Annotated in this window: 13 protein-coding genes; 1 reads left to right on the top strand and 12 read right to left on the bottom strand. The window is 36.2% G+C overall.

Annotated elements, in window-relative coordinates; all coding sequences use genetic code 11:
• The first annotated feature begins 48 nt into the window (after positions 1–48).
• Positions 49–1,557: a flagellin B gene (locus tag FZ940_RS03510; RefSeq protein WP_107793253.1), complete on the top strand. Its 1,509-nt coding sequence runs from the start codon at positions 49–51 to the stop codon at positions 1,555–1,557.
• Positions 1,558–1,770: 213 nt separating this feature from the next.
• Here the strand turns inward: FZ940_RS03510 and FZ940_RS03505 are convergent, their stop codons facing one another.
• The 12 genes from FZ940_RS03505 to dcd all read right to left on the bottom strand — a co-directional run bounded on the left by FZ940_RS03505 (position 1,771) and on the right by dcd (position 13,503).
• Positions 1,771–2,541, bottom strand: a complete 771-nt coding sequence (locus FZ940_RS03505; RefSeq protein WP_107793254.1) for an oxidoreductase — start codon at positions 2,539–2,541, stop codon at positions 1,771–1,773.
• Positions 2,528–3,235 carry an acylneuraminate cytidylyltransferase family protein gene (locus FZ940_RS03500; RefSeq protein WP_107793255.1) on the bottom strand — a complete coding sequence of 236 codons (708 nt, stop codon included), beginning with the start codon at positions 3,233–3,235 and terminating at the stop codon, positions 2,528–2,530. The genes FZ940_RS03505 and FZ940_RS03500 overlap by 14 nt, the downstream gene beginning before the upstream one ends.
• Positions 3,228–4,130 carry a Gfo/Idh/MocA family protein gene (locus FZ940_RS03495; RefSeq protein ID WP_148821491.1) on the bottom strand — a complete coding sequence of 301 codons (903 nt, stop codon included), beginning with the start codon at positions 4,128–4,130 and terminating at the stop codon, positions 3,228–3,230. Before FZ940_RS03495 ends, FZ940_RS03500 begins: the two co-directional genes overlap by 8 nt.
• A 13-nt stretch (positions 4,131–4,143) precedes the next feature.
• Entirely contained in the window at positions 4,144–5,190 is a 1,047-nt protein-coding gene (locus FZ940_RS03490) for a nucleotidyltransferase family protein (RefSeq protein ID WP_148821490.1), read from the bottom strand.
• On the bottom strand, positions 5,187–6,347 hold the full coding sequence (gene neuC / locus FZ940_RS03485; protein WP_148821489.1) for a UDP-N-acetylglucosamine 2-epimerase: 1,161 nt from the start codon (positions 6,345–6,347) through the stop codon (positions 5,187–5,189). The genes FZ940_RS03490 and neuC overlap by 4 nt, the downstream gene beginning before the upstream one ends.
• A complete protein-coding gene (neuB, locus tag FZ940_RS03480; RefSeq protein ID WP_148821488.1) occupies positions 6,344–7,342 on the bottom strand; it encodes an N-acetylneuraminate synthase in 999 nt (332 codons plus the stop codon). Before neuB ends, neuC begins: the two co-directional genes overlap by 4 nt.
• Entirely contained in the window at positions 7,343–7,777 is a 435-nt protein-coding gene (locus tag FZ940_RS03475; RefSeq protein WP_222861995.1) for a MaoC family dehydratase, read from the bottom strand.
• The gene (locus tag FZ940_RS03470) at positions 7,778–8,455 is read right to left on the bottom strand and encodes an acetyltransferase (protein WP_222861994.1); all 678 of its coding nucleotides are present in this window, start codon (positions 8,453–8,455) and stop codon (positions 7,778–7,780) included.
• On the bottom strand, positions 8,452–9,603 hold the full coding sequence (locus tag FZ940_RS03465) for a LegC family aminotransferase (RefSeq protein WP_148821487.1): 1,152 nt from the start codon (positions 9,601–9,603) through the stop codon (positions 8,452–8,454). Before FZ940_RS03465 ends, FZ940_RS03470 begins: the two co-directional genes overlap by 4 nt.
• Positions 9,590–10,777 carry a UDP-N-acetylglucosamine 4,6-dehydratase gene (locus FZ940_RS03460; RefSeq protein ID WP_148821486.1) on the bottom strand — a complete coding sequence of 396 codons (1,188 nt, stop codon included), beginning with the start codon at positions 10,775–10,777 and terminating at the stop codon, positions 9,590–9,592. The genes FZ940_RS03465 and FZ940_RS03460 overlap by 14 nt, the downstream gene beginning before the upstream one ends.
• Positions 10,778–10,780: 3 nt before the next feature.
• Complete coding sequence (locus tag FZ940_RS03455; protein WP_148821485.1) at positions 10,781–12,751, bottom strand: motility associated factor glycosyltransferase family protein; 1,971 nt, start codon at positions 12,749–12,751, stop codon at positions 10,781–10,783.
• Between the two features lie 191 nt (positions 12,752–12,942).
• A complete protein-coding gene (dcd, locus tag FZ940_RS03450) occupies positions 12,943–13,503 on the bottom strand; it encodes a dCTP deaminase (protein WP_021091674.1) in 561 nt (186 codons plus the stop codon).
• Between the last annotated feature and the right edge of the window lie 11 nt (positions 13,504–13,514).

Raw genomic sequence — 13,514 nt, 5'->3', positions numbered from 1 at the left:
GTTTTTGTGCGACAAGAAGTCGTAACTAAAAAATTAAAAGGATTTACAATGAGTTTTCGTATTAACACAAACGTAAACGCACTTAACACACACGCTAACGCAGTTAGCAACAACACTGATCTATCTAAGTCACTTAACAAACTTAGCTCAGGTCTTAGAATTCAAACAGCTGCAGACGATGCTTCAGGTCTATCTATTGCGGATAGTTTAAGAAGTCAAGCTTCAGCTCTAGGTCAAGCTATTGCAAATGGTAATGATGCTATTGGTATCATTCAAGTTGCCGATAAAGCTATGGACGAGCAGCTAAAAATTCTTGATACTATCAAGACAAAAGCTACTCAATCAGCTCAAGACGGCCAAACAACTCAATCACGCCAAGCATTGCAAGCTGATATCGTTCGTCTAATGGAAGAGCTTGACAATATCGGTAACACTACTTCATTTAACGGTCAGCAACTACTAAACGGAACATTCTCTAATAAAGAATTCCAAATAGGTGCTTACTCAAACCAAACTGTTAAAGCAAGTATTGGTGCGACTACGTCTGATAAGATAGGCCTTACACGTTTTGAGAGCTCAAAACTACTTACAGGTATGGGCGCAGTAAACCTTAAATTCTTAAACGTTGATGGTGTAAATGATGTCGGCGTTACAGGTGCTACTATCTCAACAGGTATCGGTAAAGGTCTTGGTGCTCTAGCTGAGAATATCAACAAAGTTGCTGATAAAACTGGTGTTAGAGCTACAGCTGATGTTACTTGGAAGGCTAGTGCTGCTATTGCTGGTGGTTTAATTCAGTCTTTAACAATCAATGGCGTTAAAATTGGCGACTTGGAAGTTAAAGCAAATGACTCAAACGGCGCACTTGTAAATGCTATCAACTCTGTAAAAGACCAAACCGGCGTTGAAGCTTCTGTTGATGCTGAAACTGGTAAAATGGTACTAACAAGCCGTGATGGTCGTGCTATAGTTGCAGGTGGTAAAAACATTTCATTAGGCCTTGGCGGTAAAGGCAAAGCAGCCGCTGGTACATCTTTGACAGCTGGCTTTGTGGGTAGATTAAACCTAGTTCGTCTTGATGGTAGAGATATTAAACTAGTAGGAGGCGGTGATACTAAATTATCAATAGCATTCTCTGCTGGTGGTGGTGCTCAGCAATCAGTATCTCTAAGAGATATCAGGGGACAAATAGATAAAAACCTAGCAACAGCTATGGGATTCCAAAGAATGAGTGCATCTTTATCAGTAGCCCAATCTGCTGGTGTTATGACACTTCGCGGCGCGATGGCTGTTATGAGTATCGCTGAGTCAGCTCAAAAAACACTTGATCAAGTTCGTTCAGACCTTGGTTCAGTTCAAAACCAACTTCAAGCTACAGTTAATAACATCACTGTAACTCAAGTTAACGTAAAATCAGCAGAATCTCAAATTAGAGATGTTGATTTTGCTAGCGAGTCTGCTAACTTCTCAAAACATAACATCCTAGCTCAATCAGGTGCTTATGCTATGAGTCAAGCAAACAGCGTACAACAAAACGTAATGAAGCTACTACAGTAGTTAATTAAGGTTTTAAATAGAGGCTTTGTTGCAGTACAAAGCCTTAAGAGTGTTAATGCTTTTACAATACGCAAACCCACGCCCCAAAGCTTAGCTTTGGGGTTTTATACTTTTGCAATCAATAAAATATCTTAAACTTTTTGTATATAAGATTTTAAAATACTCATGCTAAATTTGATGCTTAAAGCCTTAGCAATAAACTAAGGCTTTAAATTATAAACTAAATCCATCGTCAACTACAATATTTTGTCCATTTACATATTTTGATACATCGCTTAGTAAATAGATTAAAGCACCGCAAATATCATTTGCATTGAGCATTCCTTTCATGCCACATCTTTTTTTATATTGGCTTAAAAATGGCTCAGGCTGCCCATCTAAAATTCCTCCAGGACTTATAGCGTTTACGCGGATATTGTCTTTTTTAAACATCTTTGCCATGTATTTTGTCATGCCAAGAAGGCCATGTTTTACTACTGTATATTCGACAGGAGAGTGCATATTTGTTCCCTCGTAAGTCTCAAAAGCAGGCGCTCCGATACCTTGTATAGATGAGATATTTATGATATTGCCGTAACCTTGCTCTAAAAAGAATTTTATAAAATTTTGTGAGATATTAAAGTATCCACCAAGGTGTAAATTTAAGAAGACATTGAAATCATTCATATCTATCTCAAAAAATTTCTTACCGTAATTTTTGTTTTTTGGATAGGCGTTATTTACCAGTGCATCTACGTGGCCATATTTTGAGTGTAAGAAATTTATGGCTTCATTAACAGAATTTACGTCACTGATATCAATTTGTAAAACTTCGATCCTTGCATCTTTATTTGAGCTCAATATCTCGTCTTTTAGTAAATTTGCTCTTTTTGTATCTACCTCTGCTATCACACCAATGCCATTTTGATTAACGATAGCTCTTATAAAAGCACTTCCTATCCTACCAGCCCCTCCGGTTACCACTATGACTTTATCTGTTAGCATTTTTTTCCTTCATTAAAAACTCTACAAATTTAAAATCCAGCTCACAATCTATATCAATTGATCTGTCTTCACTCATCACATAAAGCCCAGTTTTTGGTAAAAACAATGTATAGTTATTTAGCAGGACTTCACGTTTCCAGATATAGATAGAAGCGTTCATATCATAAGTCTTTGGTGCATCTTGTCGTCTTACAATGGCTTTTGCTAAAGTTTTTGCAAGTCCCACATGCCCGTCAGGATAAATTTCAACCAAGTTAAAGTATGGGCTTCTTCTACTTGGCATTGCGGTTATTAGATTGTCATTTTCATCGTGTAGAAACTGATTGTAAGCGTTTATGATATCGCTTACATCACGAAGTGGAGCTGTTGCATCAAGATCAATCTCATAATCAAATCTTTGTGCATAATGTTGTTCACTTTTTAAAAAAGCATCTTTTATCACATCAAGCTTTCCAGCTGTATCGCTGGCCATAGCAGCATCTCTTTTAAAAAAAACTTCTGCGCCATATTTTACTGCTGTTTCCGCGATTAAATCGCTATCAGTACTAATTACTATATGCTCAAATAAATTTGACTCTCTAGCCTGCTCTATGGTGTAAGCAATAAGTGGTTTTCCACAAAGCTCACGTACATTTTTCCCTTTTACGCCCTTACTACCGCCTCTTGCACATATTGTACATAAAACATTACTCATTATTTTGCCTTTGAATTTTATCTATTACACCCATAGTATCTTGTCCTTCGCTAAAGCCACAAACATATTTTTGTTCACCTAGGACATCTTTATGCATAGCTAAAAACATCTCATTTCTTTCCAAATTTGGCATGTTAAAAATTTGCCTATTGATATCTTGTTTTATGAGAGTACCTTTTATGAAATTAAGCTCATAGGTGGAGGCTTCACACTCTACTCGCACGTTTCTATGCGTCATATGGCTTAAATAATCAATGCTTATATTGGCTACTACATTATTATCTGTTTTGCCAAAGATTAAACATAAATCATCGCTTGTTATCTGCAAATTTGAGATTTTATCTTGAAAGCTTTTTATGCTCTTGAATTTGCCACACAGCCACATGGTATAGTCTAACTCATGACTAAGATCTAGCAAAACCCCACCGCCTTTTTCTTTGCTAGCACTATAACATTTTCTATAGTCTTCATTTCTCCAGTTTGGTAAATATTGTCCACAACTAACATTTATGTACAAAATTTTTTCACTCTCTAAAAGCTCTTTTAGTTTTTGTAAAAGTGGATGAAATCTAAGTACGTAGCCTACAAAAATTTTGTTGTTTTTTGGTGTAAAATCGTAAAATTTCTCAAACAAAGGCTTTTCGCAAAGTATTATTTTATCTTTTACTTTCTCGTCTAAAAATTTTAAATTTTGTAGGTGTAAAAATGTGGGAGTTGCTATGACAAAGTAGTCAAACTTGTCTAAATTTGAGACTTCTTCTAAACTTTTGTAACAAATTTTTCCAACTACATCTTGGCTAGTAACTAGGCAGATCTCATCTATCTGCGGTAAAGCTTCCAATACTTCGCAATGCCTTTTACTAATCGAACCATAGCCTAAGATAAGAGCTTTCATTTAAAATATCCAATCAAAATATTTTTGCATATTCTTCATTTGCTTTTTGATACTCTTCTAAGCGACCTATATCGATCCAGTACTCATGTATAGGAAACGAGATGACATTTTTTCCTTTGCTTATTGCTTTCTCAAAAAGAGTTGGCATATCGTAAAACTCATTTTGTGGTATTAGATCTAAAATTTCCGGCGAGAGCATATATATCCCAGCACTTACGAAAAATTTCTGCACAGGCTTCTCTGCGATCTCTATTATTTTGTTGTCATTCATTTTTACAACGCCATAAGGCACTTCGTAGTCATACTCTCTTACACACATTGTAGCCGTCGCTTTATTTAGCGTGTGGTAGTTAAAAATATGCTCGAAATTTACATTTGTAAGAAGATCACCGTTCATTACAAAAAATGGTTCGTTTGGTCGCTCTTTAAGTAGGCTTAGCGCCCCTGCCGTACCCATTCTTTTTTGCTCTAAAATGTAGTCAATGTTTACTCCAAATTCTTTTCCATCACCAAAATAGTCCTCGATGATGTCTGCATTAAAATTTACACACATAGTGATATTTACAAAGCCATACTCTGCAAATTTTTCAACTATCGTTTGAAGTATCGGCTTGTTTCCGACCTTTAACATTGGCTTTGGAGTATCTTGCGTAAGTGGTCTAAGCCTAGTGCCAAGGCCTCCTACCATTAAAATGACTTTGTTTGTTTTACTGGCTGGTTTTATAATGTCTTCGATATCTTCTATGCCAACTAGCTTTCCAAGTTCATCTATTAGTGGGATTTTATGAAGCTTTTTAGCGAGGGCTATTTTTAGTATTGACTCTTTTGTGTCGCCAACATTTGCAGTACTTGGACTCTTGTGTACTATGAGATTTATGTTGCTATTTACATCAAGACCATTTAGCAGTCCGCGCCTGATATCCCCATCTGTTACTGTACCTACAAGGTTATCGTTTTCATCCACGACAATAGCTATTTGGAGCCCGCCATTATTGATTGTTTGCAGGGCGTCTTTTATGGTTGAATTTATGCTTAGCTTTATATCGTTTACTATTCTCATTTTAAACCTATATCATAAAATTTCTTTTTCAAAATATCATCAAGCTCTAGCTCTTTTAAAATTTTAACCATTTTTTTGCTTGAATTACCACCATCATATGGATTGATAGTATTTTTTAAAACTTGCTCAAATTCTTTTGAATATACTTTTTTTATAGTGGCTAAAATTTCCTTTTTTACAGGGCTTATATCTATTACACTACTAGCCTTAGTGCGTCCTTTTTGTCTGTCACCTATATTTATGGTTGCCTTTTTAAAGCTTGGGGCTTCTGAAAGGCCACTTGAGCTATTTCCTAGGACAATATCAACAAATTTTATCGCACTTAGATATCTCAGCTGCCCAAGCGAAGCAAACGCCACAGCTTTTTGTGAATTTTTACTCACATACTCATCTATCATTTTATTTATAATATCGCCATCTGTATCGCTATTTGCCTTTGTAAAAATAAAATTTGTATCTTTTAACTCATCTATTGCTTTTAAAAGCTCGCTAAATTGCTTTTTTGCACTGCTATTTTCAAGCGTTACCGGATGAAATGTGATTAGTATATTTTTTTTAGCAAGCTTGAAATTTATTGATTTTTCAAACTCATCTTTATTTAGTAAATTTAGCTTTTTTATATTTTCAATTCCAGGCCCACCTACATTAAAAACTCTGCTAGGCTCTTCTCCTAGCTGGATTATGCGGTTTGCATACTCTCTTGTAGCTGCAAAATGAATATGGCTCATCTTTGTTATGCTATGTCTAAAGGCCTCGTCAAATGCCCCTTGGGTAGTTTCTCCGCCATGTATGTGTGCTATTGGGATCTGCATGATGCTAGCCACGCCTGCTACGCCAAATATCTCGTATCTATCTCCAAGAAGTACCAATATATCTGGCTTAAGTTCGCTAAAAGCTGGGGCAAATTTCTCATAAACCTTTGCCATCTCAGTGCATATATCAAGCTTTGAGTGCGAATAGCCTAAAATTTCTATCTTTTTATCTATCTTGAATTCTTTTTCGATCTCTTTGTATGTGAGTCCAAACTCAGGACTTAGATGCATGCCGGTGACAATTATTTGAAGCTCTAGTTCGCTATCCGCTTTTATTTCTTTTAAAAGCCAGTAAAGCAGACCATACTCTGCTCTAGTGCTTGTTACTACACAAATTTTTCTCATATCAGATCATCTTGCTTGTAATCTTTTTGTGAAATTTGTCCGATCACCTCATCCCACCTCATGGGATTTATACCATCTCCTGGGCGTTTTACGCAGATATTTTGTTCGCTAAAAATTTCACCCTTTTTTATATCACACTTTGCCACGATCGACTTTCTAGCTATTTTTATATTTTCACTCTCGCTTTTACTAAAGTGCTTTATTCCGTCTCCAAGCGCTAGCTCGATATTTCTAATAGCCCTAACCATAGCCGCTAGCTCATCTGGCTCAAGGCTAGCCTTATGATCAGGTCCTGGCATGCTCTTATCAAGCGTAAAGTGCTTTTCTATGATCTTTGCACCCATAGCAACCGCTGCGATATCAACCTCGATGCCAAGCGTATGATCGCTATATCCGACCTCAAGCCCAAAGGCATTTTTAAGAGTTATCATCGCCTTTAAATTTACATCCTCCATCGGCGTTGGATACTGCGTATTTGCATGAAGAAGGCTTATGTTTTCACGTTTTGTACCACTTTTTACAAGTGTTTCTATCGCGGATTCCACCTCACCTAAATTTGCCATGCCAGTTGAGAGAATGATCTTTTTATTTAAGCCACCTATCTGCCTAAGATATGGTAAATTTGTTATCTCACCACTTGGGATTTTGAATGTACTAAGTCCCAGCTCGTCAAGAAGCTTTATGCTGTCGCTATCAAAAGGAGTTGAGAGAAAAGTGATATTTTTTTGCTTGCAGTAGGCTATGAGCTCTTTATGCGTGTTCTCATCTAGTTCAAGCTTTTTTATCATCTCAAACTGGCTTTCGTTTTTATCAGTAGTTTGTTTTTGATAGCTAGCTTTTTGTGCGTTTTTTGAAATATTAAGAGCGGCTTTAAATGTCTGAAATTTCACTGCATCAGCGCCAGCCTTGGCTGCTATGTCGATTAGCTTTTTTGCTAAATTTATATCACCATTGTGATTTACTCCAGCCTCAGCTATGATAAACACTTTATTCATTTAATTCCTTATTTTGGGAATATATATTTCTGCTTCGCCATCAGTAACAATTCTTTGTTTAACCATGCAAGTAGTTCTAAAAAATATCCTAAATTTTTCTAAATCAACTCTAAAGACCTCAACAGTGGCAGTTACCGTATCTCCAACATAAACCGGTCTTTTAAAATTCAAAGTTTGAGAGACATAAACACAACCTTCCCCTGGAATTTTAGTACCAAAAAGGGCAGAAAAGTAAGATGCGGTCATTAATCCATGAGCAATTCTTTTTTTATATCTTGAGTTAGAAGCATATTCCTCATCTATGTGTACTGGATTTCTATCCCCACTAATACCTGCGAACGCTTTAATGTCGGCATCTGTAATAGTTTGAGAATAGCTAGCTTTCATGCCTATTTTAATCTCTTCAATTGGGATTGAATTTAAAAAATTAGCCACCTAGCTTCTCCTTTTTATATTTTCTTTCGTAAATTCAATAGCTGGATTTCCAAATACAGTCTTTCCGGCTTCGATACTTTTTGTTACCACTGAGCCGGCCGCAATCACAACGCCTCTTCCAATCCTTAATGGTCTATTGTGTTTACCCTGATGAATAATCGCTCCGGTTCCAATATATACATCATCTTCGATTATTACATTTCCATTACATTTAACGGATGGAGCAAATGTAACATTATTTCCTATTATGCAGTCGTGTGCCACATAGCTATAAATATTTGCTTGAAAATTTTTGCCTATACTGGCGTTTGATGTTATAGATACAAATGGACATATTAAGGAGCCCTCATCCACAAAAGAAGACTTTGATATAAATGAACTTCTGTGAACAATGTTTGGAAAATTAACTCCTTTGTTTTTTAAAAACATATATATTTTATTCCTTAGCTTATGGTCGGAAATAGCAATAGCTACATTATCTCCCTTAGAAAAATTGTAGTTTTGTTCATCTCCCAAAAATGGTGCTACATATTTATATTTTTTATAATCATCTTCTTTAATATCAAAATATCCATTAATTTTATATTCGCCATTATCTAGAATATACTCAGCAACCTCACTTGCAAATCCGCCTGTCCCTACTATATAAATCCCTGATGCCATATCTTTACTTTTCATAGTATTGCTGAACTTGGGATATTTACTATCCTGTCGCTTAGAAATTTAGCATTTTTTAGCTCATCTCTTTGACATTCTTTAAACATATCAAGCTCATTCATGAGCTGCCAGATAGGACGGGTAAAAACGCCATTTTCATTACTAAATTTCAAAAATTCATCTCGTTTTTCACGGCTTTCAAAAAGCACCGCATTTAGCCAAAAATTTGACCTAGCATCCGCTGGCTCATCTATAAATTTTACATCGTCAAATTTAGAAAAATACTCTTTATAGATCATCGCAAGCTCACGTTTGCTCTTTAAAAATAGCTCCAAATTTTCAAGCTGAGCTACAAGCAGGGCCGCGTTTAAATTTGGCAAGCGGTAGTTGTAGCCGACCTCACTGTGACGATACTCAAAAGGATGTGGCACCTTGGCTGTTGTGGTGATAAATTTAGCGCACTTTGCTATCTCCTCGTCGTTTGTGATGATAGCTCCACCACCTCCGCTTGTGACGATCTTATTGCCATTAAAGCTCATCGCTGCAAGCTTGCCAAAATTCCCTGTATGAGTGCATTTGTAGTAGCTGCCAAGGCTCTCGGCACTATCTTCTACTAAAACAATGTTCCAACGCTTGCAAATTTCAGCTATCTCAACTATCTTGCAAGGCAGACCAAAGGTGTGCATAGGCACGCAGGCACGCACTATCCTGCCGCTAGTTTTATTTACACATTTGCCGTCTTTTAGATCGCAGTTTTTTTCTAAAAATGCACTAAGTGAGGTTGGTGACATACCAAGTGTGTCAAGATCAACGTCCACAAAAACCGGCTTTGCAAAAAGATAGCTAATGGCGTTGCAAGTAGCTATAAAAGTAACTGGCTGGGTAATCACTTCGTCATTTTGCTCTACGCCAGCTAGCTTTAGGCATATGTGAAGCGCAGAGGTGCCATTTGTCGTGGCAACCGCAAATTTAGCACCGACTATTTGAGCTAGCTTGCTCTCAAACTCATCGACAAATTTGCCGACACTTGAGACAAAGCTAGAGTCGATGCACTCAAGTAGATATTTTTTCTCATTGCCTATAAATTTAGGCTCGTGAAGCGGGACTTTCTCTTTGCCAAAAGTGCTTTTTATAAATTTCAAAACCTCGTTAAAATCACATTTTTTCATCAAGATATTTTCCTGTTTCTTTATGCATGAAATTTGGTATGAGCTTGAAAACTTCGCGTAAAACGTCTTCTTTGCACCATGTCAAGCTTGATTTTAAATTTAAGATGTTGTTTTTAAAAATTTCTAGCTTTTTACTGTCAAAATTTGCATCATTTTTGACTATGCCGATGTTTTGAAGTCTTTGCATATCAAGCCTCTCGCCATCAACAAAAAACTCCTCGTAGTCCTTCTCTCCAGTCGTGTCGCTAGGCGCAAAAAGGCAAGGGTAAAAGCCATCTTTTGGAAGCACTTTCGCAAGCTTTCTAGCCTCCTCCTCATTTTCACACAAAAATGGCTCGTAACCTAAATTTGCTAAGTACCGCTTGGCTATCTCGCTAAATGTTATGAGGTCTAAATTTTCATCTAGTTTTGGGAAAAATATATCTCTATTTTCGCCAAAAATGGTGCTTAAAAGGCAGAGCTCGCCGCTCTCTTTTGGCGTTAAAAAGTAGCGTCTGACGTCGTTTGGAGCGACTATGGGCTGAGACTTTTCTATGCGTTTTTGAAAACCAAAAAGAAGCGAGCCGTCGCTAAATGCCACGTTTGCAAACCTAGCCATCGAGACGTCGATCTCTAAAGAGTGTCTAAACGCAAACATCTCCATGATGCGCTTGCTAGCTCCCATTAAATTTACAGGATTTGCAGCCTTGTCGGTGCTAACGCAGAAATATTTTTTCGACTTCATATCAAAAGCTTGAGTCAGCGTTTTATCGGTGTTAAAGATATTTGTTTCAAGCATTCTCATGAGTGTAAATGGGTCTTTTTCGCTTCTAACATGCTTTAGTGCTGATAAATTTAACACGTAGTCAAATCCACCACTTTGTGCCAAGAGTGCATCAAACTCGGCACTTGCGACATCTATGGCAAAAGTTTTAAAGTCGCCATTTATATATCCAAACTCGCTTCTTATGTCACGCACTAGCTCGACAAGGTTATTTTCAGAGATATCGACGACATATAGCTTTTTTGGATCTCTTATAAAAATTTCTTTTGTCACGGCTGAGCCGATAGAACCAGCACCACCAATAACTAGAAAGCTTGAGCTTGAGACTATCTCTTTTAAATTTTTACTAAGTACCTTTATGTCATCTTCAAAGAGATTTTTCGTGCGTCCTATTAAGCTTAATATATCCATGCTTTAGTCTTTTTTTGGAAAGATGCCACGTTTTTTAAGCTCTTTTATAAGAGGTTTTGAGGCTTCTTTTGTTGTTTCTATATCCGCATTTATACCACCAGCTGCTGAAAATAGCCAGTATTTATGAAATTCTATCCACTCAACTAATTTATTAGTTTTTTCTTCGTCTGTATCACTTGGTGCTACTGATACTTTAGCAAGCTCTAACTCTTGGTGATAAGTCGAGATAACAAAGATGTTTTCTATATATCTCATATATTTTTTATGAGAGATGCAGTTTTTAAGCTTATCTATCTTATTTGATATTCCTACAAGCTCTTTAAAATGTTTTGTGTTTATTTCGCCCTTATCTCTTAAAATCATAAAATTATCAATTTTTGGTGTTAGTTCTAAAAATACTTTTTCTATTTTTTCTTTAGCTTGTGTTTGAACTCTTATTTTGTTTTGTATTACTTCATAGGCTTTTAACAAATTTTTGTTAGCTACTTTATCGCTATCTTTTTTGATATTTGGTAAATTTTTAACTTTTTTACCTTTGCAAAGCTCATTTATAACTTCTAAAAAAGGTTTCTCTATGGCGCCATTTATTCTAGCTCCACCTTCAGTGCAGTTATATGATTTTATATCTTCTAATTTAGCTTGCTCGATATCGTTTTCAAATTGGTTTTTAAATAGTGTCCACACATATGTCGTTCTTACTTCGCCTTCGCCACCATATGCAGTAGTGTATAAGTTTTCGTCCGGCTGAGCGATAGTGTGACCTTTGGCATGACTTGCACCGTCTTTACCAAAAGCAAGATCTTGGCCTATAAAGATAATATTTTTATGCCCTAAGACATACGCTAGCTGGTAGGCCATATTTGCACAACTGTGTCCGACACCAAGATATCCATATTTGTTGAGTCTAAACATTTTTTCTTCTTGTTGAGGCCTCATCGTAAGCACTAAACGTCTAGGTAGTATATTTTTTACAGTTTGGTTGTGTGTCACTGAAGCTACAATAAAATTTATATCATCATCAAATCCAGGGTGCTTTTTTTCAAAAAATGTAGAAGTAGGTATCATTCGTTCAATTGATGTTACATAATCTGGCTTTATGCCATTTCTTGCGAGTATTGGATAGGATGCATCGACACTTATAATGCTTACATAAGGTGCAAATTTCTTAAGTGTTTCTAGCTGTTTATCTAGGCTTGGCCCTGTTGAAACAATGATCGCTGTATCCATAATACCGTGTCTTTTTTTAACTAAATTTGTATAGCAGTAGTTAGTAAGCATATGAGGTAGATTCTCGATATGCTGTTTTGTGCCTATTAGAAGATCATCTATGCTATTTCCATGGGAAACGACATTTTGAGAAAAGGCTCTTGTTATATCTTTATTTATTTTGATATAGTCATCTGCAAAATTATCATAATAGTTAGAGTGGATTAATAAGCTATAAGTTTTAGCATATATATCTAAATCGCTATGCGACACGAGATAGTAAAACTGAGCATATGTAGCAAATTCAGAATAAAAAAGAACAATTTGTTCATCTTTAAGCTCATCTGATATATCAATAATATTTAAAACAAGATGTATGATCTCAAGTTCTGGTTCTATGATAACAATTTTTTTATGAGTCTTATTTTTTGCCAAAGCTTTATAAAATATACCAGTTCCTAAGCCATAAAAGAAAAGCCCTGGATATCTTTTATATTTTTTTTCTATATTATCAAGCATTTTACTAATTTCTTCAACCGGATCTTTATATATTGTTTCATTAGATTCTTTATTGATGATATTTATGCGTATCGGATCACTTTTATCTAGAACGATTTCGTATTTAGTTTGTATATTCATACCAAAAAGTCTAGCAGCCAAGACCTCATCTTGTTGAAATAGTGCTTGAAGGTTTTTTTCAAAAATAGGATTTGTTATTCCACTTAATTTTTTTTCTTTTGTCTCTAGTTTGGTTTTTTTATCAGACATAAATATCCTTAAAATGTGTTTGTATACTGTATTAAATTGCCAAATTTAAAGCAAAAGCTGTGCCAAATTTTTAGTAACTTAATCCATCAGAAACTTTGCTCTTTATAGCTTATATTTCGTCAAAATTTCATTAATGTTTATAGTTTTGCAAAAAGCGAACAATAAATCTGACCTTTTCAAAGACATAAAAATTACTTCAAAATTCTAGGTAGTGTGATGCCTTCTTGGGCTTGGTATTTGCCGTTTTTATCAGCATAAGTTACCTCACACGGCTCATCACCCTCGATAAATAGCACCTGCGCGATGCCTTCGTTCGCATAAATTTTTGCAGGAAGTGGCGTCGTGTTTGAAATTTCTATCGTGATATGCCCCTTAAATCCAGGCTCAAAAGGCGTGACGTTTACGATGATACCGCACCTTGCGTATGTGCTTTTGCCTAGGCAGATGGCTAGCACATTATCGGGCATGTTAAAGTACTCGATCGTGCGCGCTAAAGCAAAAGAATTTGGTGGCACGATGCAGACATCACCCTTAAAATCGACTACGTTTTTCTCATCAAAATTTTTAGGATCGACCACGGTTCCACCGATGTTTGTAAAAATTTTAAACTCATCACCAACGCGGATATCGTAGCCATAGCTAGAAACGCCGTAGCTAACCACGCCGCGTCCGACTTGTTCCTCAGCAAACGGCACTATCATATTTTTCTCAACCGACATTTTTCTTATCCAAGAGTCTGACTTTAAACCCATTTTTGCTCCTT

The sequence above is a fragment of the Campylobacter concisus genome, assembly GCF_902460415.1.
GTDB classification, from domain to species: domain Bacteria; phylum Campylobacterota; class Campylobacteria; order Campylobacterales; family Campylobacteraceae; genus Campylobacter_A; species Campylobacter_A concisus_Y.
Note: the sequence above shows the minus strand (reverse complement) of the source record. Positions and strands in the feature narration are given on the sequence as shown.

Excerpts from the sequence above, each read along its gene's own strand:
- FZ940_RS03495 (WP_148821491.1), bottom strand. The coding sequence starts at position 4,130 with ATGAAAGCTCTTATCTTAGGCTATGGTTCGATTAGTAAAAGGCATTGC.
- FZ940_RS03465 (WP_148821487.1), bottom strand. The coding sequence starts at position 9,603 with ATGAAAAAATGTGATTTTAACGAGGTTTTGAAATTTATAAAAAGCACT.
- neuB (WP_148821488.1), bottom strand. The coding sequence starts at position 7,342 with ATGAATAAAGTGTTTATCATAGCTGAGGCTGGAGTAAATCACAATGGT.
- dcd (WP_021091674.1), bottom strand. The coding sequence starts at position 13,503 with ATGGGTTTAAAGTCAGACTCTTGGATAAGAAAAATGTCGGTTGAGAAA.
- FZ940_RS03455 (WP_148821485.1), bottom strand. The coding sequence starts at position 12,751 with ATGTCTGATAAAAAAACCAAACTAGAGACAAAAGAAAAAAAATTAAGT.
- FZ940_RS03460 (WP_148821486.1), bottom strand. The coding sequence starts at position 10,777 with ATGGATATATTAAGCTTAATAGGACGCACGAAAAATCTCTTTGAAGAT.
- FZ940_RS03500 (WP_107793255.1), bottom strand. The coding sequence starts at position 3,235 with ATGAGTAATGTTTTATGTACAATATGTGCAAGAGGCGGTAGTAAGGGC.
- FZ940_RS03490 (WP_148821490.1), bottom strand. The coding sequence starts at position 5,190 with ATGAGAATAGTAAACGATATAAAGCTAAGCATAAATTCAACCATAAAA.
- FZ940_RS03505 (WP_107793254.1), bottom strand. The coding sequence starts at position 2,541 with ATGCTAACAGATAAAGTCATAGTGGTAACCGGAGGGGCTGGTAGGATA.
- FZ940_RS03510 (WP_107793253.1), top strand. The coding sequence starts at position 49 with ATGAGTTTTCGTATTAACACAAACGTAAACGCACTTAACACACACGCT.
- neuC (WP_148821489.1), bottom strand. The coding sequence starts at position 6,347 with ATGAGAAAAATTTGTGTAGTAACAAGCACTAGAGCAGAGTATGGTCTG.
- FZ940_RS03470 (WP_222861994.1), bottom strand. The coding sequence starts at position 8,455 with ATGAAAAGTAAAGATATGGCATCAGGGATTTATATAGTAGGGACAGGC.